The 19,832-nt window shown below is 66.7% G+C and carries 21 protein-coding genes; 3 read left to right on the forward strand and 18 right to left on the reverse strand.

Features of this window, described 5'->3' with window-relative positions; all coding sequences use genetic code 11:
• Positions 1-62: 62 nt before the first annotated feature.
• Positions 63-620 (reverse strand): YceD family protein, encoded by a 558-nt coding sequence (locus tag AC3WMA_RS02035; protein WP_492283742.1) that lies wholly within the window; start codon positions 618-620, stop codon positions 63-65.
• Positions 610-1,155: a ubiquinol-cytochrome C chaperone family protein gene (locus AC3WMA_RS02040; RefSeq protein WP_492283743.1), complete on the reverse strand. Its 546-nt coding sequence runs from the start codon at positions 1,153-1,155 to the stop codon at positions 610-612. Before AC3WMA_RS02040 ends, AC3WMA_RS02035 begins: the two co-directional genes overlap by 11 nt.
• Positions 1,156-1,293: 138 nt before the next feature.
• Here AC3WMA_RS02040 and AC3WMA_RS02045 point away from each other — a divergent pair, with 138 nt between their 5' ends.
• The gene (locus AC3WMA_RS02045) at positions 1,294-1,788 is read left to right on the forward strand and encodes an outer membrane protein assembly factor BamE (protein ID WP_492283744.1); all 495 of its coding nucleotides are present in this window, start codon (positions 1,294-1,296) and stop codon (positions 1,786-1,788) included.
• A gap of 75 nt (positions 1,789-1,863) precedes the next feature.
• On the opposite strand, the gene AC3WMA_RS02050 is transcribed toward AC3WMA_RS02045, so the two are convergent.
• The 12 genes from AC3WMA_RS02050 to AC3WMA_RS02105 form a co-directional block, all read right to left on the reverse strand.
• Positions 1,864-2,790, reverse strand: coding sequence for a DMT family transporter (locus AC3WMA_RS02050; RefSeq protein WP_492283745.1), 927 nt, complete (start codon positions 2,788-2,790; stop codon positions 1,864-1,866).
• 356 nt (positions 2,791-3,146) lie between these two features.
• A complete protein-coding gene (locus AC3WMA_RS02055; RefSeq protein ID WP_492283746.1) occupies positions 3,147-5,303 on the reverse strand; it encodes a sodium-translocating pyrophosphatase in 2,157 nt (718 codons plus the stop codon).
• Between the two features lie 213 nt (positions 5,304-5,516).
• On the reverse strand, positions 5,517-6,317 hold the full coding sequence (gene allE / locus AC3WMA_RS02060; protein WP_492283747.1) for a (S)-ureidoglycine aminohydrolase: 801 nt from the start codon (positions 6,315-6,317) through the stop codon (positions 5,517-5,519).
• A 31-nt stretch (positions 6,318-6,348) separates the two neighbouring features.
• Positions 6,349-7,551 (reverse strand): MFS transporter, encoded by a 1,203-nt coding sequence (locus tag AC3WMA_RS02065; protein WP_492283748.1) that lies wholly within the window; start codon positions 7,549-7,551, stop codon positions 6,349-6,351.
• 36 nt (positions 7,552-7,587) lie between these two features.
• On the reverse strand, positions 7,588-8,583 hold the full coding sequence (gene thiL, locus AC3WMA_RS02070; RefSeq protein ID WP_492283749.1) for a thiamine-phosphate kinase: 996 nt from the start codon (positions 8,581-8,583) through the stop codon (positions 7,588-7,590).
• Positions 8,584-8,737: 154 nt separating this feature from the next.
• Entirely contained in the window at positions 8,738-9,202 is a 465-nt protein-coding gene (gene nusB / locus AC3WMA_RS02075) for a transcription antitermination factor NusB (RefSeq protein ID WP_047580654.1), read from the reverse strand.
• Positions 9,199-9,708 (reverse strand): 6,7-dimethyl-8-ribityllumazine synthase, encoded by a 510-nt coding sequence (ribH, locus tag AC3WMA_RS02080; RefSeq protein WP_492283750.1) that lies wholly within the window; start codon positions 9,706-9,708, stop codon positions 9,199-9,201. Before ribH ends, nusB begins: the two co-directional genes overlap by 4 nt.
• A 34-nt stretch (positions 9,709-9,742) precedes the next feature.
• Positions 9,743-10,390, reverse strand: a complete 648-nt coding sequence (locus AC3WMA_RS02085) for a riboflavin synthase (RefSeq protein ID WP_492283751.1) — start codon at positions 10,388-10,390, stop codon at positions 9,743-9,745.
• Positions 10,390-11,559, reverse strand: a complete 1,170-nt coding sequence (gene ribD / locus AC3WMA_RS02090; protein ID WP_492283752.1) for a bifunctional diaminohydroxyphosphoribosylaminopyrimidine deaminase/5-amino-6-(5-phosphoribosylamino)uracil reductase RibD — start codon at positions 11,557-11,559, stop codon at positions 10,390-10,392. The genes AC3WMA_RS02085 and ribD overlap by 1 nt, the downstream gene beginning before the upstream one ends.
• A complete protein-coding gene (gene nrdR / locus AC3WMA_RS02095) occupies positions 11,552-12,046 on the reverse strand; it encodes a transcriptional regulator NrdR (protein ID WP_257731624.1) in 495 nt (164 codons plus the stop codon). The genes ribD and nrdR overlap by 8 nt, the downstream gene beginning before the upstream one ends.
• Before the next feature lie 42 nt (positions 12,047-12,088).
• Complete coding sequence (glyA, locus tag AC3WMA_RS02100) at positions 12,089-13,387, reverse strand: serine hydroxymethyltransferase (RefSeq protein WP_492283753.1); 1,299 nt, start codon at positions 13,385-13,387, stop codon at positions 12,089-12,091.
• 121 nt (positions 13,388-13,508) lie between these two features.
• A complete protein-coding gene (locus tag AC3WMA_RS02105; RefSeq protein WP_492283754.1) occupies positions 13,509-13,973 on the reverse strand; it encodes a helix-turn-helix domain-containing protein in 465 nt (154 codons plus the stop codon).
• A gap of 95 nt (positions 13,974-14,068) precedes the next feature.
• On the opposite strand from AC3WMA_RS02105, the gene AC3WMA_RS02110 reads away from it, so the two are divergent.
• Together AC3WMA_RS02110 and AC3WMA_RS02115 are read left to right on the forward strand one after the other, a co-directional pair.
• On the forward strand, positions 14,069-15,253 hold the full coding sequence (locus tag AC3WMA_RS02110) for an MFS transporter (protein WP_492283755.1): 1,185 nt from the start codon (positions 14,069-14,071) through the stop codon (positions 15,251-15,253).
• A 126-nt stretch (positions 15,254-15,379) separates the two neighbouring features.
• Positions 15,380-15,730 (forward strand): hypothetical protein, encoded by a 351-nt coding sequence (locus AC3WMA_RS02115; RefSeq protein ID WP_492283756.1) that lies wholly within the window; start codon positions 15,380-15,382, stop codon positions 15,728-15,730.
• A gap of 80 nt (positions 15,731-15,810) precedes the next feature.
• Here the strand turns inward: AC3WMA_RS02115 and AC3WMA_RS02120 are convergent, their stop codons facing one another.
• The 4 genes from AC3WMA_RS02120 to AC3WMA_RS02135 all read right to left on the reverse strand — a co-directional run bounded on the left by AC3WMA_RS02120 (position 15,811) and on the right by AC3WMA_RS02135 (position 19,815).
• Positions 15,811-17,055 carry a L,D-transpeptidase family protein gene (locus AC3WMA_RS02120; protein ID WP_492283757.1) on the reverse strand — a complete coding sequence of 415 codons (1,245 nt, stop codon included), beginning with the start codon at positions 17,053-17,055 and terminating at the stop codon, positions 15,811-15,813.
• A gap of 303 nt (positions 17,056-17,358) precedes the next feature.
• Positions 17,359-17,871 carry a transcriptional regulator LdtR gene (gene ldtR, locus AC3WMA_RS02125; RefSeq protein ID WP_336814487.1) on the reverse strand — a complete coding sequence of 171 codons (513 nt, stop codon included), beginning with the start codon at positions 17,869-17,871 and terminating at the stop codon, positions 17,359-17,361.
• 445 nt (positions 17,872-18,316) lie between these two features.
• Positions 18,317-18,757, reverse strand: a complete 441-nt coding sequence (locus tag AC3WMA_RS02130; RefSeq protein ID WP_492283758.1) for a DUF6163 family protein — start codon at positions 18,755-18,757, stop codon at positions 18,317-18,319.
• 2 nt (positions 18,758-18,759) lie between these two features.
• The gene (locus tag AC3WMA_RS02135; RefSeq protein ID WP_492283759.1) at positions 18,760-19,815 is read right to left on the reverse strand and encodes an enoyl-CoA hydratase/isomerase family protein; all 1,056 of its coding nucleotides are present in this window, start codon (positions 19,813-19,815) and stop codon (positions 18,760-18,762) included.
• Positions 19,816-19,832 lie beyond the last annotated feature (17 nt).

A 19,832-nucleotide genomic window follows, 5' to 3' on the forward strand; every position in this document is an offset into this window, starting at 1 on the left:
TGCCGGCCGGACAATAGCGACTTGGGCCAATGCCGCAAGCAGCGCAAGGGCCGGAGAGCGCTTCAGTCACCGCGTTTCAACTTTGCAAGCGCCGCGAAAGGCGATTCCGTGCCAGTGTCACCCGCAGATGACTCGAAACTGGCGCCGGGCTTGCGCGGATAGGGATCGAGTGCCAGCGCCAGGAATTCCAGCGTGATGGAGCCCAGATCGATCACACCCTCGACGATCGGCTCGGGCGGGTCCGCTTCGTTCAGCAGCACCTCGATATCGATCTCGGCATCGTCCCGCTCGTTGCGCCGGGCGAAGGCCGCGACCTCTTCCTCAGGGGCGAAATCGAGCTGCACGGGCACGTCGAGCTGTACCGGGAACGGATCGAGCGTCACGATGCAGGCTTGGTGCAGCCGGGCGGCGATGCGGCCGTCGAGTTTCACCCGCTCGCCATTGCGCGAGAGCGTATAGCGCGCCTCCAGCGACTCGATGGAGACCAAGCCGAGTTGCGCGGCGATCGCGGGCAGTTGCTCAGCCTCGGCCCGGACCACGACCTCGCTGCCGCGCGGGCGGATCGCCTCGACGCGGATGGTATGCCTGAGCGGCAAAGCCGGCGGGTGATCAGGCGTCATGAGCGACCTCCGGGGTCAAGAAGGCCGGGAAAAGATCGTCCCGGTTCAAGATGCCGTCGAGATCGGCCGTGGCCAGCCTCTCCTGGGCGGCACGCATATAGGCAGCGAGCGCAGGCGCCGCTTCCGGCGCACAGGCATTGCGTCCCAGTGCCTCGACCAACGCCTCCGGGCTGGGGTCCGCAAGCGCCGCCTCATAGGCCTGCACGCGGCCATAAAACATCTGGCCGATCTTCTTCATCTTCTTGGGCACGGCGATGTCGCTGATGCCGCCATTGCGGAAGCCGAGCTCGAGATAGGCAAAGCAGGCATCGACGAAGTCCTGCGCGAGATCGGCAGCCGGGGGCGGCAACTCACGCAGGCGGCGCAGCACCAGGAAAACATGCAGGGTCAGCGATTCGAAGCGGCCTTCGAAGCTGTCGGGAATCCCGCCATCGATATAGAGGGCGGGCAGACGCGAAGCCTCTGCGACCCGCGCGAACAACGCGTCCACAGGAGAGCGCCGATTGGCGCGCTTGCCGAACAACCCGAAAATCACTTGTTTACTCCCGCCCGCTCTTGCCCGGGGCGTCCTCGCCTTGCCAAAGCCATCCTCGGGCGTTACGCCAACCCTTACCCTTTTGACAAGCGGCTTGGGATCGTCCCGCGCCGTGCTCGCCTTTCGGATCGTGCCCGCATGACCCAGATCACCCGCCGCACGGCTCTGCTCGGAGCCCTCGCGACCACCTCCCTTGCGCTCGCCGGCTGCGGCCCCGATGCCGGCGGCTTCATGCTGCCGACCTCCTCAGGCATCAACGAGGTGTTCAAGCGCGGCTTCGTGATGGACGACGCGCTGATCGCGCAGGTCAAGGTCGGCATGGACGTGCAGGCGGTGCTGACGACGCTCGGCACGCCCTCGACGACGTCGACGGTCGGCAACCGCACCTTCTACTATATCAGCCAGACGATGCGCCGCCGGTTCCAGTTCCAGGATCCGCAGACCATCGACCAGCAGGTGCTGGTGATCTATTTCAACAAGGGCTTCAAGGTCGAGCGCATCGCCCATTACGGCCTGCAGGACGGCGTGATCTTCGACTTCATCAGCCGCACCACCCCGACCGGCGGCGAGGAGCAGAGCTTCCTGCGCAACCTGTTCAAGGGCGTCACCAAGTTCAACCCGCTCGGCGCATAAGCGGGGGCGCCATCGCCCAATCAGAAAAGCCCGCGGCACCGGCCGCGGGCTTTTTGCTTTCAGGCAGCGTCGTGATCAGCCTGCCACAGCGCGGCTGCGCAGTGGCAGCGTCATCGCCAGCACGCCGCCGATGACGAGGACGAGCCCGGCCCAGGCCGTCGGCGCCAGCGCTTCGCCGAGGAAGACCATGCCGATCAGCACGCCCGCTGGAACCCGCAGATAGGCGACCGAGGTCGTCGCGACCGAGCCCAGCCGCGCGATCAACCGGAAATAGATCACAAAGGCCAGCGCGGTCGAGACGAGCGAGAGCGCGATCAGCGCCTGGATGGATTGCACTGAGGGCGACAGTGTCCACGGCCGATCCAGCAAGAGGCTGAGCGGCAGCAGGACGAGCGCGCCGCACAGCAGCGAACCCGCCGCCGGCATGATCGGGTCGAGCCCCTTGAAGCTGCGCCCGAACAAGGCCGCGCCGCCATAGCAGATGCTGGCCGCGACCAGCGCCAGCTGCGCCCAGAGCTGTTCGCCGAAGCCCGTCATCGCCTGTGCACCGACAATGAGGACGGTGCCGGCAAGGCCAGTCGCGATGCCTGCCAGGCGGAGAGCAGGCAGGCGCTCGGCCGAGGCCGACAGGCAGGACAGCAGGACGACGAAGATCGGGCTCGTCGAGCTCAGGATCGTCGCCAGTCCGGCATCGACGCTGCGCTCGGCCCAGGCGATCAAGGTGAAGGGCACGACGCTGTTGAGGCCGGCCTGGACCAGGAACAACCGCCACGTCGCGAGATCGCGCGGCAGCCGCAGACCGCGCCAGCGGATGACGACGAGCAGAACGAGGCCGGCGATCAGCGTCCGGGCGGTGATCAGGGTCAGCGGCGGGATCGTCTCCACGCCGAGCTTGATGAAGGTGTAGGAGCCGCCCCAAAGCCCCGCCAGCACCAGCAGCAGGGCGAGTTCCACGGCGCGGTTTGGCGCGGCGGCGGGTTGGTCGAGCATCTGCGTGGACATGGTTCCTCCTGGCGTTGGCGGGACCATGCCAGCCGGGAGGCAGCGAAGCATGCGGGAACGCTACGGAGCCGGCCGTAGCTTCGGAGCTTGATTCAAGGGCTTGTGAAGATGATTCAGGTGGCAGCCATAAATTATTGATTTCAAGGATTTCTTGACGGCCAGCCGGCGCTTTCTGATTTCGGACGGAACCGCATCGTCATCCCGGACAAGCTGCGCAGCAGCGCCGATCCGGGATGACGATGTGGTTCCGAGGATGGATCGGTACGCTCCAGAGCCCCCGGCTGGAGCCACGTTGCGCCCAACGAAAAACCCGCGGCTTTCGCCGCGGGTCCGGAATGCATCGTCGATGCCTGCGATCAGGAATGCGCCAGGATCGCCAGCAGCAGCAGCGCGATGATGTTGGTGATCTTGATCGCCGGGTTCACGGCGGGGCCCGCCGTGTCCTTGTAGGGGTCACCGACGGTATCGCCGGTCACCGAGGCCTTGTGGGCCTCGGAGCCCTTGAGATGGCGCACGCCGTCCTTGTCAACGAAGCCGTCCTCGAAGCTCTTCTTGGCGTTGTCCCAGGCGCCGCCGCCCGAGGTCATCGAGATCGCGACGAAGATGCCGGTGACGATCACGCCCATCAGCATGGCGCCGACGGCCGCGAAGGCGTTGTTCTTGCCGGCGATCCAGTAGATCACGAAATAGGTCACGATCGGCGCCAGCACCGGCAGGAGCGAAGGCACCACCATTTCCTTGATCGCGGCCTTCGTCAGCAGGTCGACGGCGCGGGCGTAATCGGGCCGCTCCGTGCCTTGCATGATGCCGGGCTTCTCGCGGAACTGCCGGCGGACCTCCTCGACGACGGAGCCCGCCGCGCGCCCGACCGCCGTCATGCCCATGCCGGCGAAGAGGAAGGGGATCAGGCCACCGAGCAGCAGGCCGACGACGACATAGGGGTTCGACAGGGTGAAATCGACCGTGACGCCCTTGAAGTACTGGAAGGTCGTCGACCCCGCCTTGTTGGCTTCCCCGATGAAGAAGTTCAGGTCCGAGGTATAGGCCGCGAAGAGCACCAGAGCGCCGAGGCCGGCCGAGCCGATCGCATAGCCCTTGGTGATCGCCTTGGTGGTGTTGCCGACCGCGTCGAGCGCGTCGGTGGAGTGGCGGACTTCCTTGGGCAGGCCCGCCATCTCGGCGATGCCGCCGGCATTGTCGGTGACCGGGCCGAAGGCATCGAGCGCCACGACCACGCCGGCCAGCGCCAGCATGGCGGTGGTGGCGATGGCGATGCCGAACAGGCCGGCGAAGGTATAGGACACGATGATGCCGGCGATGATGACGATGGTCGGCAGCGCGGTCGATTCCAGGGAGACCGCGAGGCCCTGGATGACGTTGGTGCCGTGGCCGGTCACCGAGGCCTGGGCGATCGAGACCACCGGACGCTTGCCGGTGCCGGTGTAATATTCGGTAATGACGACGATGAGCAGCGTCACCGCGAGACCGACCAGCGCGCAGGCGAAGAGGCTGCCCGAGGTGAAGCTGACGCCCTGCGCCGTCTTGAAGGCGGCCGAGAAGCCGCCGAACATCACGTAGTTCACCGCCGCGATCGCGCCGACCGAGAGCACGCCGGCGGCGATGAAGCCCTTGTAGAGCGCACCCATGATCGACTGGTTGGCACCGAGCTTCACGAAGAAGGTGCCGATGATCGAGGTCACGATGCAGGCCGCGCCGATCGCCATCGGGTAGAGCATCATCGTGCCGAGAACCGGCTGGCCGGCGAAGAAGATCGCGGCGAGCACCATGGTCGCGACCAGCGTCACCGCATAGGTCTCGAACAGGTCGGCAGCCATGCCGGCGCAGTCGCCGACATTGTCGCCGACGTTGTCGGCGATGGTCGCGGGGTTACGCGGATCGTCCTCCGGGATACCGGCCTCGACCTTGCCGACGAGGTCGGCGCCGACATCGGCTCCTTTAGTGAAGATGCCGCCGCCGAGACGGGCGAAGATCGAGATCAGCGAGGCGCCGAAGCCGAGCGCCACCAGCGAATCGATCACCGTGCGGCTGGAAGCCTCGAAGCCGAGGAAGGAGGTCAGGATGCCGTAATAGACGGCGACGCCGAGCAGCGCGAGGCCAGCGACGAGCATGCCGGTGACGGCGCCCGCCTTGAAGGCGACGTCGAGGCCCTCGCCCAGCGACTGCATCGCAGCCTGGGCCGTACGGACATTGGCGCGCACCGAAACGTTCATGCCGATAAAGCCGGCGACGCCGGAGAGCACCGCGCCGATCAGGAAGCCGATCGCCACCCATTTGCCGAGCAGCCAGGCGAGCGCGATGAAGAGCACGACGCCGACCATCGAAATGGTGATGTACTGGCGCTTGAGATAGGCCTGCGCGCCTTCGGCGACCGCACCGGAAATCTCCTGCATGCGCTGGTTGCCGGCGTCGCGCTTCATCACATCGCCATAGGCCCAGACGCCGTAGGCTATGGAAAGCGCACTCAATATGATGATGAGAAGCAGAGCTGACATTCGATTTCCTGACCCTAGAGCTTGCAGTCGGCGGGAGCGCTGTCGCTCCTCATTTTTGCAGCGTTGGACGTCAGGCAGCGAAAAAACGGGCCCTAAAGACTCAAGGCCCGCCTCGCGTCGCCAGTGTCAGGCGAATTTGTGGCAAGTTTCGGCGAGGAGCGCAAACGCCCCGGCTTACAAATTTCGTCGGGTGTCAGGCCGTCTGGGGAAAGCTCAGAGGGCGAGATCGCGATTGACGTTCTTGTAGAGCAGGTAGCAGGCGTCGCCGTAGCCGGTCGGGTAGAACTGCTGCGGGCAAAAACCGCCCATCCAGATGAAATCCCGCGCCCAGATCTCGTGCCAGTCGGCCCCGAGCAGGTAGAGCCCCTGCCCTTCCAGCATGTAGAGCCCGTGCTCCATCACATGGGTCTCGACCGCCGGGAAGCAGACGCCCGGCTTGAACCACATCAGGTTCATCTCGAAATCGAAGCGCATATCGCCATAGGGCAGCAGGAACTGGAAGCCGCGCCCCTCCATGCCGGTGTGATTCGCCATCGGCACGGCGTCCTGATGCGAGACGATCGGCTCCGGCACAGCGAGCCCCGGCGCCGGCTCGTAGCGCTTGCGCAGGGCAAGGATGCGGATGGTCTCCGCCGATTCGTTACGCAGGGTGAAAATCGTTGCCGGCGGCAGATAGGCGAAGCCGCCGGCCGTTAGCGTTTCGGTGGCACCGCCAGCGACCGCGATCCGGGCCTCGCCGGAGAGGACGTAGAAGAAGTGCTGGATGCCGTCCTCGCTGAAGGCGGCCGGCGTACCGCCGCCAGGCGCGATCTCGAGGACATACTGAGCGAAGGCCGCGCCCATGACCGGCCCCGTCAGGACGCGCACGATCGTGTCGCGGTACTGCGGCAGGCGGCTGACCAGCACGCCCTCCGGCGGCATGAAGGCGTAGTTGGATTTGATGACGCCGCGATTATGCCCGATGGCGCCGGGCGGAACCTGACCGGTCGCATGCGGGAAGGCGCGGTTGTTCATGGGTCTGCTCCGATCAGGAAGAACCGGCCGCTCAGGCCGTGGCCGGGCGCTGGAAGCGCTGCCAGGCCACCAGCATGAGGGCAATCGCGACCGGCGGGAAGACCATCCAGTTCACGACATTCCAGCCGCCATGGCTGAGCAGGCCGCCCGACGAGAAGGAGGCGATTGCGACCGAACCGAAGACGAGGAAGTCGTTGGCGGCCTGCACCTTCACCCGCTCTTCCGGGCGATAGCAGTCGGTCACCAGCGCGGTCGCGCCGATGAATCCGAAATTCCAGCCGATACCGAGCAGGATCAGGGCCAGCCAGAAATGGCCGACGCTGAGACCCGAAAGGCCGACGATAGCGGCGAGCGCCGTCAGGCCGAGGCCGACCGCGGTGACCGTGCCCTTGCCGAAGCGGGCGATCAGGCGGCCGGTGAAGAAGCTCGGCCCGAACATCGCGAGCACATGCCACTGGATGCCGAGCGTGGCGTCACCCACCGAATGGCCGCAGGCGACCATCGCCATCGGCGCGGCCGTCATGACGAAGCTCATCAGGCCGTAGGCGACGAGCGAGGCCGTCACCGAGGCGATGAATTTCGGCTGGCGCATGATCTCACCGAGCGGGCGCCCGCCGCCCGAGCGGACAGCTGCGACCGGCGGGGCGCGCAAGCGTGAGACGATCAGGATCGCGATCAGCGCGAGCGCGCCCTGCGCGATGAAGCTCGCGGCGAAGGGCGCGGCCGGCGTCAGGTCGCGCGTCCAGTAGACCGATTGCGGGCCGATCACACCGGCGGCAAGGCCGCCGATCATGACCCAGGAGATCGCACGCGGCCGGAAGGCGTCGGTCGCGGTGTCGGCGGCGGCGAAGCGATAGCTCTGGACGAAGGAGCCGTAGAGCCCGCAGACGAAGGTGCCCAGGCAGAACAGCCAGAACAGGCGCAGCGAAACACCGCCGGCCGCAATGCTCGCGCCGGCCGCGCCGACGAGCGCCCCGATCAGGTAACCGTTGCGTCGCCCCAGCCGGCGCATGACCATCGCGGCTGGAATGACGCCCGAGGCGATGCCGAGCTGGAGCAGGCTGACCGGCACGGTCGCGAAAGCCTGGTCCGCGACGAGCTGAGCACCGACGATGCCGCCGAGCGAGACGATGATCGCCGGGTTGGCGCCGCCGAGCGCCTGCGCCCCGGCCAGCACCAGCGCGTTGCGCTTTGCGAGCCTGTCGCCATCGATAGCCGAGAAGTGCTGGTTCATCACAACGCGCCTCGCGGCCGCCATGATGCGCCGCTGTCAGAAATGAGAGAAGGAGCCCTGTGCGAAGCTACGCACTTCACCCTTCTCGCGATAAGTCACCACGCCGGCCTCACCCGAGACCCGCCCGATCGGCGTCAGAAGAAGCATCGCCCCTTCCGCGGCCGCGACAAGAGCGGGATATTCCCTTTCCGAGGCCGCGCAGAGAATTTCGTAGTCGTCTCCGCCGGTCCAGGCCAGTTCCGCCAGCGCGGGAGCGGCCATGAGCGCCGCGCGGGCCGCGCCGGAGAGCGGGATCGCATCGAGATCGATTTCAGCCCCCACGCCGGAGGCCTTCAGGAGTTTTGCGAGATCGCCGATAAGCCCGTCGGATATGTCCATCGCCGCCGAGGCATGGCGCTGCAAGGCGTCCGCGAGCGCATGGCGCGGCTGCGGATGAAGGTAGCGATCGGCCAGGAAGGCGCGATCTTCTCCATTCAGCGCGGCGACCCAATCCGGCTTGTCGGGGCCGTGAACCTTGAGGCCGAGCGCACCGTCGCCGATGCTGCCGGAGACGAGGACGACATCGCCGGACTTCGCGCCGGAGCGCCGGACCATCCGCCCGGCCGGAACCGTGCCGAAGGCGGTGATCGAGAGGGTGAGCGGCCCGGCGGTCGAGACGGTGTCGCCGCCGATCAGCGGGCAACCGGCGGCTTCGGCCATGCGGGCGAGACCGGCGGCGAAATCGGCGAGCCAGCTCTCGGTCCAGCCGCGCGGCAGGGCGAGCGTGAGGACGAAGCCTTCTGGCTTGGCGCCCTTGGCGGCAAGATCGGAGATGTTGACGGCGAGCGCCTTCCAGCCGATCGCGTCGGCCGGATCGTCAGGGAAGAAATGGACGCCGGCGACGAGCGCGTCGGCCGTGACCACGACCTCGTAGCCGCGGCCCGGCCGCAGCAGGCCGGCATCGTCGAGGAGGCCAAGCCCGCCCGGCCCTGCGATCGGCGCGAAATAGCGGGCGATCAGCTCGAATTCGCCGAGGCGCTGGTTATCGGCCATGGGTCAGCGTGGCTCCGCAACTATTCCAAGGTCATCCCGAACAAGCCGCGTCAGCGGCGCCGATCCGGGATCCATGCCTGAACCTCTATCGGACATGCTCCGGCATGGATCCCGGGTCTCCCTTCGGTCGCCCGGGATGACGGCCGAGGAAAACCTAAGCCGCCGGATCGAACTCGTCGGCGCGGAAGTCGCGGGCCATGCGATCGAGCACGGCGTTGACCATGCCGATCTCGTCGCCCTCGTAGAAGGCGCGTGCGACCGCGACATATTCGGAGATGACGGCGCGGGCCGGCACGTCCTTGCGAAAGGCGAGTTCATAGGCGCCGGCACGCAGGATCGCGCGGACCACGGCCTCGACCCGCTTCAGCGGCCAGTCCTTGGCCAGCAATTCGTCGACGGTGCGGTCGACAAGACGCTGCTCGCGGACGACGCCGCCGAGGATATCCCGGAAGAAGGCGATCTCGGCCTCCGGCAGTTCGATCTCCTCGACCTCCTTGCCGATCCAGAAATGCTCGAACTCGGCCATCGCCTCGACGACGCCACGGCCACCGATTTCCATCTCGTAGAGCGCTTGCACGACCGAGAGCCGCGCTCCGCGCCGCTTCTCGGCGCGGCTCACTTGGATTGCTCCGCCAGGGAGCGCTTGTAGCGCAGCACGGCGAGCGCGGCTTCGGCAGCGCCGCCGCCCTTGTTCATGTCCGCGCGGTTGGCACGAGCCCAGGCCTGCGCCTCGTTCTCGACGGTCAGGATGCCGTTGCCGAGCGGCAGGGCGAAAGCGACCGAAAGGTCCATCAGCGCGCGCGAGCTTTCGCCGGCGACGATGTCGTAATGGCCGGTCTCGCCGCGGATCACGGTGCCGAGCGCGACGACCGCCTCATAGGGATCGACGGCCTCGTCGGCGGCGCGCAGGCCGATGACGATCGCCGAGGGGATTTCGAGCGCACCGGGAACGGTGACGACGTCGACGCGGCAGCCGGCTTCTTCCAGCACCGCGAGCGCGCCCGCCAGCAATTCGTCGGCATACTTGTCGTAGAAGCGTGCCTCGACGACGAGGACGCGGGCGCCGTCGATCTCGACGGCAGGAGTTGCGGCCTTGTCGGCCGAGGTCTGCCGGGATCCGGCCATTTCTTCTGTCCTTCTTGGAATGTGATCGGGCTGGTTACCCTTGCGGGCGCGCCTCCGCAAGCCGCGCGGCATACCGTGCCATCAGATCGACCTCGACATGAACGGGATCGCCCTCTTTTCGCTGGCCCCAGGTGGTGACCGCGAAGGAGTGCGGAATCAGCAGGACGGTGAAGACGTCGTCCTCCACCGAGTTGACGGTGAGCGAGGTGCCGTCGAGGCAGATCGAGCCCTTGGTCGCGATGAAGCGGGGCAAGCCCTGCGGCGCGCGGATATGGAATCGCGCCGTCGCGCCCCAGGGCTCGTCCGGATCGGGCTCGATCGGCTCGATCTTGAGGATGCGGCCGACGCCGTCGACATGGCCGGTGACGAGATGGCCGCCAAGTTCCTCGCCGACCTTGAGCGAGCGCTCCAGATTGATCCGCGTGCCCGGCTCCCAGGAGCCGACATTCGTCTTCGCCAGGGTCTCGGCGGCGGCCTCGACCTGGAAAATGCAGCCGGGCTCGCCGTCGGTGCGGGCGCGCAGGGCCGTGACGGTGAGGCAGACGCCGGCACAGGCGATCGAGGCACCGATCGCGATGCCTTCCGCCTCATAGGGGCAGGCGATGGCGAGGCGCTTGAGGCTCGGCCCCTTGCGCTCGGCCTCCACGACCTCGCCGATGGCGGTGACGATGCCGGTGAACATCAGCCTCTCCTCGTGAAATGCTCGAAACGGTCCTGGCCGATCTGACCGGCCTCGACAAGGGCGTATAGATCGGGGTCGGCCAACTGTGCGGCAAGGCCTGGACGCACCGCAACGACGCCGGGCTGCCCCAGCGTTTTCGGAGAGGTCGAGACGATGACCTCATCCGCCAGCCCTGCGAGTGCGAGTTTCTCGCCGATGCGCGGGCCGCCTTCCGAAAAGACGCGGTTGATGCCGCGCGTACCGAGCAGCGTCAGCGCCTCGCCAAGGTCGAGATGCCCGTCCGGCCCCAGCGAGACCCGCATGACCTCGACACCGGCCGCGACCAGCGCCTGCTCCGGCGCGATCGGCGCTGTCTCGGCCGCGATCACCCAGACGGGGACCTCATGGGCCGTGCGGACGAGCTTCGACGCCAGGGGCAGGCGCAGATGCGTGTCGAGGATCACGCGGATCGGCGAGCGATCCGCCAGGCCGGGCAGGCGCACGGTGAGCTGCGGGTCATCCGCGAGCACCGAGCCGATGCCGAGCATGATGACATCGTGATGCGCGCGCTGGAGATGGACCCAGCCGCTGGCGACCGGGCTCGATACGGCGAGCGGCACGCTCCCTGCCCCGCCGGCATAGCCATCCGCGGTGCGGGCGATCTTGAAGGTCACCATCGGGCGGCCCTGCGTGATGCGCGTGAGATAGCCGCGATGCGCCTGCCGCGCCTCCTCCTCCAGCACGCCGACCGTGACCTCGATGCCGGCCGTCCGCAGCAGCGCGTGGCCGAGCCCGGCGATGAAGGGGTTCGGATCGGACATCGCCGAGACCACACGCTTCACGCCCGAGAGGATGGTGTGCTCGACGCAAGGGATGCCGCCGCGCACCGAGCGGTGCGAGCAGGGTTCGAGCGTGACATAGAGCGTGCCGCCCATCGAGGCGGCGCCCGCCCGCGAGAAGGCATGCGCCTCGCCATGCGGACGGCCGCCGGGCTGGGTATGGCCGCGCGCGACCACCACGGGACCATCGGGCGTTTCGCGGGTGATGATGGCGCCGACGGAAGGATTGGTCGCGGTCGTGCCGAGGCCGCGCGCGCCATAGGCTAGCGCCTGGCGCATGAAGATGCGGTCGGTCTCCCGTTTTCGTTCGGACGCGCTTTCGTCGCCCGAAAGCGCCTTGAGATCAGTCATCGACGCGGCGCGGCGGGGCGGAAACGCCCTCCTCCTCGATCGTGCCGAGCTGGCCGAGCAGCTCCTCGAAATCCTTGGCCTCGCGGAAGTTCTTGTAGACCGAGGCGAAGCGGACATAGGCGACGTCGTCGAGGCCCTTCAGCCCCTCCATCACCAATTCGCCGATGGCCGAGCTCTGGATCTCGGCCTCGCCCGAGCTTTCGAGCTGGCGGACGATGCCATTGACCATGCGCTCGATCCGCTCCGGCGCGACCGGGCGCTTGCGCAGGGCATGGGCGATCGAGGTCTCCAGCTTGTCGCGGTCGAAGGGCGTGCGCCGGCCCGAGCGCTTCACGACCGTGAGCTCGCGCAATTGCACGCGCTCGAAGGTGGTGAAGCGGCCGCCGCAATCGGGACAGACCCGGCGGCGGCGGATCGAGGCGTGATCGTCGGTGGGACGGGAGTCCTTCACCTGCGTGTCGAGGGAGCTGCAATAGGGACAGCGCATTCCGGTTCGCCAGCCTTTCTCAGAGCCCCTTCAACGATGCCTTCAGTAGATCGGGAAGCGCGCGGTGAGCGCCTTCACCTTGACGGTGACCGCCTGCTCGATGGCAGCATTGCCCTCCTCGCCATGAGCGGCGAGACCGTCCAGCACCTCGGCGATCAATTCGCCCACCTGCTTGAACTCGGCGATGCCGAAGCCGCGCGAAGTCGCAGCCGGGGTGCCGAGGCGGATGCCCGAGGTCGTCATCGGCTTCTCGGGGTCGAAGGGGATGCCGTTCTTGTTGCAGGTGATATGGGCGCGGCCAAGCGCGGCCTCGGCCGCCTTGCCGGTCAGCTTCTTCGAGCGCAGGTCGACCAGCATCAGGTGGTTGTCGGTGCCGCCGGTGACGAGGTCGAAGCCCTTCGACTTCAGCGTCTCGGCCAGCGCCTTGGCGTTGGCGACGACGGCGTGAGCGTAGGTCTTGAACTCCGGCTGCAGCGCCTCGTGGAACGAGACCGCCTTGGCCGCGATGACATGCATCAGCGGGCCGCCCTGGATGCCGGGGAAGATCGCCGAATTGACCTTCTTCGCGATCGCCTCGTCATTGGTCAGGATCATGCCGCCGCGCGGGCCGCGCAGGGTCTTGTGCGTCGTGGTGGTGACGACATGGGCATGCGGGAACGGCGAGGGATGCGCGCCGCCCGCGACGAGCCCGGCGAAATGCGCGATGTCGACCATGAAGTAAGCGCCGACCTTGTCGGCGATCTCGCGGAAGCGGGCGAAGTCCCAGTGACGGGCATAGGCGGAGCCACCGGCGACGATGACCTTCGGCTTGTGCTCCACGGCGAGGCGCTCCATCGCGTCATAGTCGATCATCTGGTCGACGACGCAGACGCCGTAGGAAACGACGTTGAACCACTTGCCGGACTGGTTGACCGGTGCGCCATGGGTCAGGTGCCCGCCAGCGGCGAGATCGAGGCCCATGAAGGTGTCACCGGGCTGCATCAGCGCCATGAAGACGCCCTGGTTGGCCTGCGAGCCGGAATTCGGCTGAACGTTCGCATAGGTGCAGCCGAAGAGCCGGGTGGCGCGCTCGATCGCGAGCTTCTCGGCGATGTCGACGAACTGGCAACCGCCATAATAGCGCCGGCCCGGGTAACCCTCGGCATATTTGTTGGTCATCACCGAGCCCTGCGCTTCGAGCACGGCGCGGGAGACGATGTTCTCGGAGGCGATCAGCTCGATCTCGTCGCGCTGGCGACCGAACTCCAGGTCGATCGCGCGGGCGATCTCAGGATCGGCATCATGCAGCGAAGCGCCGAAGAAGGAGTTCGAGAGGTGCTTGTTCAGCGCGGCGTCGGTCATGTCCGGCTCCTGAAGTTCAACGGCCGGTGGGCGCCCGGCTTCGTCGCGGCTCCCCTATCATGTGGCGGGGGGCTGTCCAAGCGATAGATCGCGCGCGGGAAAAGCTGCATCGCCGCAGCCGTCAATCGGCCGGCCTGCGCCGCTTCGACAGCATTTTCTTCTCCTTGTCCGGGCGGGGCGGCGTGTAGGCAAGCGGCCGGCGTGAAGCCGTGCGCAGCAGTGCCCGGAAAGTTGGGCATTCCAGGTGAGTCGGCGCCCGGCAATCCGCGACATGGCGGAGCGCATCGCGCAGCGTCCTGAGCCCGATCATCTGGCGCTGCAATTCGTCGGCCCGCGCCCGCAATTGCTCGCGCGGAATGTTCGGTTGCCCGTCCGCCCCGAACATCGCGGCGATCTCGTCCAGCGAGAAGCCGGCGGTCTTGCCGAGCCCGATCAGCGACAACCTGAGCAGGACATCGGGATCGTATTGCCGCCGCAACCCGCGCCGCGCCTCCGAACGGATGAGGCCGATCTCCTCGTAATAGCGCAGGGCCGAGGCCGGCACGCCCGAGCGTTCCGCGATCTCCCCGATATCCAGAAGAAGCATGCTTGACCTCAAGTCGACTTGAATTCGTAGGCTCTGCCGAACGGATGATTTCGACAAGAGGAAAAATCATGGAACGTCTTGGATCAACACAGGAAATGCCAATCTGGCAGGAGCCACGCGCCATCGCGCTCCTGCTGGCGGCATCGCTCACCACGATGGCGAACGCGACGATCAGCCCGGCGCTGCCGGGCATCGAGCGCCTGTTCGCCGATGACCCGAATGCCGCGCTGCTCACGCGGCTGCTGGTGCCGGCGCCATCGCTCAGCGTCGCGCTGTTCGCGCCGCTCGCAGGTCTCGCCGCGGATCGGATTGGCCGCCGCGTGATGCTGCTCGCCGGCGTCATGCTGTTCGTGATCGCGGGCTGCGCAGGGCTTGTCCTGCCAGACCTGCCCTCGATCTTCGCGAGCCGTCTCGCACTCGGGATCGCAGTGGCGCTGATCATGACGGCGCAAACCGCGCTGATCGGCGACTATTTCAGCGGCGACGATCGGAATGCGCTGACTGGCCTGCAAATCTCGGCGCGGAATTTCGGCGGCCTCGTCTTCATTTCGCTAGCCGGCTGGGCGGCAACCCTGTCACCGCGCCTGCCCTTCGCGATCTACGGGCTCGCCGCCCTCTTCCTGCCGCTGATGTGGATCGCCATCGTCGAGCCGCCGCGTGTCGGTTCGATGGCTGGGGCCGCGCCTGCGAACGGCCGCGACGGTCATCCGTACTGGCGCGGCCTGCTCGCCCTGCTGGTCCTGCTTCAGGGCGCCACGAACATGATCTTCTTCCTGATGCCGACGCAGATCTCGTTCTTCCTGGAGGCTCGCGGCTACGAGAGCGCGGTGATGACCGGGACCGTCCTCGGGCTGCTGATGATCTCCGGCGGCTGCTCCGCCCTGCTCTACCGGCGCGTCCAACGGAGGGTCGGCTACGCAGGCGTCTTCGCCGCGGGCTATGGCGCGATGGCGCTGGGTTTCCTGCTCCTGTCGCAGGCGGCCGCGCTTCCCTCCCTGCTCGCAGCTGCGCTTTCTATCGGGGCCGGCTATGCGCTGGTTTCACCAAGCTTCATCGCCGTGGCGCTCGATCTGGCACCTGGACGCTCGCGGGGCTTGGCCGGCGGCATCCTGACCGCCTCGATCTTCATCGGCCAGTTCTGCTCGCCCTTGGCCAGCACGCCGCTGATCTCGAGCCAAGGCTATGCCGGGCTTTTTCGCGGCACGGCGGGGCTGCTCGCGCTGATGACGGCTGCGGCGGCGCTGGCATGGTTGCGGCCGCTCCCCGGCCGGAAGAGCTGATCCCCGGACTTTTGGCGCATAATCGGCCGGCGTGCATCCGCCAAAATCCGTGCAAACGCATTGGTTAACAAATTATGGCTTGCGGCTTGCTGCGAGAGGCATCAGCGTAACACTGGATGCCTCTCAATGACACAGAACGCCCCAAAACAGCACGCGCCCGGCGCCTCCTCCCCGGCCTCTTCGATCTCGGCGCAGATCAAGAAGGTCTTTCTCGGCGGTGCGAGCGCGATCGCCCTGTCGATGCCGATGATGAGTCAGGAGGCGTCCGCCGAAACCTGGACGGTGACCAGGCAATATTATCCGGGTGGGTCCACAAGCGTCTATCGCTTGCTCCCGGGTGGCGACAACAGCATCGCGCGTCTCAACAATCCAGCCCCCGGGAACAACTGCCCCGTGCCGGCCTTTGAGGTGATGAATCCGGGGCGCGGAGAGGCGCGCTGCGTCGGCTACGTCGCCCCGTCCTGGCTGACGCGCTGAAACCTGTAGCGAGCATCCAGATATGAAAAAGCCCGCCGGAAACCGGCGGGCTTTCTCGGTCTTCGGATGAAGCAAACGCCTCAGATGTCCTGATCGCCCTGCAGCGCCGCGACAGGCGCAGGCCCGAGGCCGTCCTTGTTGTAGATGTCGTCGCGGAACTGCACGCCGCCATCGGGCGTGGCCCAGGCGGTGACATAGACCCAGTAGCAGGCCACGGGATCGGCGATGCGGGCGTTGACGCGCTGGCCGGACTGGATGGTCTCGTCGATCTTGGCGCGATCCCAGCCGGGCGTGTTCTTCAGGAGCCAGGCGACATAGTCGCGCACGTTCTGGACGCGCATGCAGCCCGAGGAGACGAAGCGGTAATCGTCGCCGAAGATGCCCTTCGACGGCGTGTCGTGCATGTAGACGCCGTGTGGGCTCGGAATGTTGATGCGTACGAAGCCGAGCGAGTTGAACTCGCCGCCCGGATCCTGCCGGAAGGTGTAGCGCGTCGCCTCGTCGGAGTTCCAGTTGACGCTGGCCGGCGCAATCTCGCCGCCATTCGGCGAGATGATGCGGATCTTGTTCTCCGTCAGGTAGTTCGGCTGCTTGCGCATGGTCGGGATCAGGTCCTTGCGGATGATCGAGGCCGGAACCGTCCAGGTCGGGTTGAAATTGACTTCGGGAATCTTGGTCTGAAGCAGCGGCGACTGACGGTCGATCTTGCCGACGCCGGCCGCGTGGCGCGTGGCGACATGGCCGTTCTCGACGGTCTCGACCGTCGCGGCCGGGATGTTGGCGACGACATAGCGGCCGCCGAGATTGCCTGACCAGCTGCGCAGCCGGACGACATTGGTCTCGAGCTGGCGGATGCGGCGATCGATCGGTACGTTGAGGGCTGCGATGGTCGCGCGGTTGATCGAACCGGTGGTCGACAGGCCCATGCGCGACTGGAAGCGGCGCACGCCCGCCTCGACATAGGAATCATAGACGTTGCTGTCGCCAGCCGCGGCATCGAGATCGCCGGTGACGATCAGACGGCGCCGCAGGGCCACGACGCCCTGCCCCTTGGCACCCACGCTCATGCGCTCGGGCAACTGAACCTGCGGCCAGCCACCGCGCGCGGCGAGGTCGCGATAGGCCGCGATCGCCTGCTCCGTCGCCTGCAGCGCCTCGGCCGACAGCATCGGCGTCGAGGAGCGCACCACGGCGTTGCGCGCGCCAGCATCGTAGCTCTGGCGCCATTCGGCCTGCTGGGCGAACGCCGGTGCGGCGGCTGCCGTGGCGGCGCCCGACAACAGGGCCAGCACGGTTTCGCGGCGGGTCAGGCTCAAATGCGACATCTCTTCCCTCTTCAAGACTTCACGCATGCGCGCAGACCACACAAAAACGTCGCCTGAACGGGCGACGCTGGCGATGCACTGGCGCGACGGACAAGTTCACTGCCGCCGACGGTGTCCTAGCACAGTTAACGAGGCGTGATGACAGAGGCGAATTTAGGGCATGGCCCGCTTTTGCTGCATGCATGGCAGCAAAACCACAGTCCCGCCGGCAACAGCCGGAAACGCGCCAGCGCGACCGGGAGGTGTCCCGGCCGCGTCAGGGCAGGCGGATAGGCATGTCGTCGCCGAAAAGCGACTGATATCTCAGAGCTTGTAGCGGATCTGGTCGGTCCAGAAGCGCTCCAGGCGCAGCAGGGCGTTGTTCATCCGCTCGAAGTCATCGGCCGCGATGCCGCCGATCTGCTCGACCGTGCGGACATGCTTGTCGTAGACGCCCTTCACGATATCGTGCACCGCAGCACCCTTATCCGTCAGGCTGATGCGGACCGAGCGACGGTCGATGCGCGACCGGGCATGGTGGAGATAGCCGAGCTCGACCAGCTTCTTGACGTTGTAGGAGACGTTCGAGCCGAGGTAGTAGCCGCGGGTCCGCAGCTCGCTGGCCGACAGCTCGGCATCGCCGATATTGTAGAGCAGCAGGGCCTGCACGCTGTTGACGTCGTCCCGGCCGCGGCGCTCGAACTCATCCTTGATGACGTCGAGCAGACGGCGATGCAGACGCTCCACCAGCGTGAGGGACTCAAGATAAAGAGGCTTCACGTTGAGGTCGGCATCGCTCGTCTTGGCAACATCCGAAGTCTTGACGCTCGCTTTCATGGTATATCCCGCCTGTTGTGTGTCGGCCAGGATTTGTCTCCCGGTCCGCTTCTGAAAAACACCATATGCTGGAGCGGATGAAAACGAGTTTAAATATCAGGATGAATCAGGGATTTACCCCTTTGGGTGAATCGTAAGTGAAGCCAGAAACGCTTAAGCTAAAGCGATTCTTACCATGACTCGGCGCAATCGAGCGGTCAGGCGGCTACTCCGCGCTGTCATCCCGTGCGCGGTGCAGCGCGAAGCGGTGCGCCGCAGATACGGGACCGCGTGACGAGAAAGGCGCCTTTTCATGAGGACGGTCCCGTGTCTGCGCAGCAGCGTTTCACGCTGCGGCGCGCACGGGATGACAGGCACCTTTTCCGGATGACGGTCCCGCATCTGCGCAGCGGCATTGCATGCCGCAGCGCGTGCGGGAAGACACCTTCTGCCGACACGCCGCCAGCTACTCCGCCTCGTTCTCGGCCGCCCAGGTCGCCAGGAAGTAGACGGCGATCAACCCGATATAGAGGCCGACGAGCCAGGCCGTCATCGGCACGAAGCGCGGGAAGAAGAAGCCGAGCAGCATCTGGCTGATCGCGGCGAGCAGCCAGAGCACGCCGCCCCAGGTCGAGGTCAGCCAGAGGCCGACGGCGGCGACGAGGTCGATCACGGCGAAGTAGACGATGATCGCCTGGTAGCTCAGCAGGCGGTTCTCGAAGGGCGGCTGCGGATTGCCGGGCAGGCCGAAGATCACCATCCAGGCCGTCAGCCCCTTGGCGAGCCAGAAGGCCGAGAGCAGGCGCAGGAACCAGACGAGGACGAGCCGCCAGCGGTTCGACCGCTTGGCTTCGGCCTCGCCCGCCCCGGCACCGCGCAGGGCCTCGCCGTCTCCGCCCAGGCCCAAGCTCAGCCCTCCAGCTTCAGTTCATCGGCACCGAGCGGCGCGAAATAGGCGTCGATATCGGCTTGCTGCACCTCGTCCAGCGTCGCCGGCTGCCAGCGCGGCGCCTGATCCTTGTCGATTACCACGGCACGCACGCCCTCATAGAAGTCATGGCCGCGGGCGATGCGCGAGACGATGCGGTATTCGGTGCGCATCGCCTCGGCGAAATCGAGCCCGGCTCCACGTCGCATCTGCTCGAAGGCGATGGCGACGCTGGTCGGCGACTTCACCGCGATAGTCTGCAAGAGCTTTCCGGCCAGCGCGCTGCCCTTCTCGGCGGCCCGGCGCAGGCGCGCGATCACCTCCGGCAAGGTCGCGGCCGTGAAGGCCTCGGCCATCATCGCCCTCTCGCCATGCAAGGGGCCAGGGCCGCGCTGCAGCGTGAAGCCGGCAAGGATGTCGTCGACGGAGCCCGGCCGGGTCAGCGCATCGGCGAGTTCCGCCATGCGCTCGCTCGGCACGCCATGGGTCGCGAGCCCGCCTGCCAGCGCATCGGCCGCGCCGACGCGCTCGCCGGTGAGCGCGAGGAAGCTGCCGAAGCCGCCTTCCAGGCGCGGCAACGCATAGGTCGCGCCGACATCCGGGAAGAAGCCGATGCCGACCTCCGGCATGGCGAAGAGATAGCGGTCGCCGGCGATGCGATGGCTGCCATGCAAGGATATGCCGACACCGCCGCCCATGACGATGCCGTCGATCAGGGCGACATAGGGCTTGGGATAAGTCTTGATGCGGTGATTGAGGATGTACTCCTCGCCCCAGAAGGCGAGCATCTCGTCATGGCGGCCGGCCTTGCCGCAATCATGCAGCCAGCGGATGTCGCCGCCGGCCGAAAAGGCCTTCTCGCTCGTGCTGATGACGACGACGCGCGTGACCTGCGGATCGTTCTCCCAGGCGTCGAGGGCACGCGCGAGCTCGCGGACCATGCCGAGGCTCAGCGCGTTCAGCGCCTTCGGCCGGTTGAGCACGACGACGCCGGCAGCGCCGCGAATCTCGCAGATGATCTCGCGATCTTCAGTCATGGTCCGATCCCGCTTCC

It is taken from the genome of Allobosea sp. FW305-C-101, assembly GCF_058783685.1.

Coding starts and splice junctions, on each gene's coding strand:
- thiL (WP_492283749.1), bottom strand. CDS start 8,583: ATGGCCGATAACCAGCGCCTCGGCGAATTCGAGCTGATCGCCCGCTAT.
- AC3WMA_RS02135 (WP_492283759.1), bottom strand. CDS start 19,815: ATGACTGAAGATCGCGAGATCATCTGCGAGATTCGCGGCGCTGCCGGC.
- allE (WP_492283747.1), bottom strand. CDS start 6,317: ATGAACAACCGCGCCTTCCCGCATGCGACCGGTCAGGTTCCGCCCGGC.
- AC3WMA_RS02110 (WP_492283755.1), top strand. CDS start 14,069: ATGCCAATCTGGCAGGAGCCACGCGCCATCGCGCTCCTGCTGGCGGCA.
- ribH (WP_492283750.1), bottom strand. CDS start 9,708: ATGGCCGGATCCCGGCAGACCTCGGCCGACAAGGCCGCAACTCCTGCC.
- glyA (WP_492283753.1), bottom strand. CDS start 13,387: ATGACCGACGCCGCGCTGAACAAGCACCTCTCGAACTCCTTCTTCGGC.
- AC3WMA_RS02115 (WP_492283756.1), top strand. CDS start 15,380: ATGACACAGAACGCCCCAAAACAGCACGCGCCCGGCGCCTCCTCCCCG.
- AC3WMA_RS02050 (WP_492283745.1), bottom strand. CDS start 2,790: ATGTCCACGCAGATGCTCGACCAACCCGCCGCCGCGCCAAACCGCGCC.
- AC3WMA_RS02105 (WP_492283754.1), bottom strand. CDS start 13,973: ATGCTTCTTCTGGATATCGGGGAGATCGCGGAACGCTCGGGCGTGCCG.
- AC3WMA_RS02065 (WP_492283748.1), bottom strand. CDS start 7,551: ATGAACCAGCACTTCTCGGCTATCGATGGCGACAGGCTCGCAAAGCGC.
- AC3WMA_RS02045 (WP_492283744.1), top strand. CDS start 1,294: ATGACCCAGATCACCCGCCGCACGGCTCTGCTCGGAGCCCTCGCGACC.
- ribD (WP_492283752.1), bottom strand. CDS start 11,559: ATGACTGATCTCAAGGCGCTTTCGGGCGACGAAAGCGCGTCCGAACGA.
- AC3WMA_RS02120 (WP_492283757.1), bottom strand. CDS start 17,055: ATGTCGCATTTGAGCCTGACCCGCCGCGAAACCGTGCTGGCCCTGTTG.
- AC3WMA_RS02055 (WP_492283746.1), bottom strand. CDS start 5,303: ATGTCAGCTCTGCTTCTCATCATCATATTGAGTGCGCTTTCCATAGCC.
- AC3WMA_RS02085 (WP_492283751.1), bottom strand. CDS start 10,390: ATGTTCACCGGCATCGTCACCGCCATCGGCGAGGTCGTGGAGGCCGAG.
- ldtR (WP_336814487.1), bottom strand. CDS start 17,871: ATGAAAGCGAGCGTCAAGACTTCGGATGTTGCCAAGACGAGCGATGCC.
- AC3WMA_RS02035 (WP_492283742.1), bottom strand. CDS start 620: ATGACGCCTGATCACCCGCCGGCTTTGCCGCTCAGGCATACCATCCGC.
- nrdR (WP_257731624.1), bottom strand. CDS start 12,046: ATGCGCTGTCCCTATTGCAGCTCCCTCGACACGCAGGTGAAGGACTCC.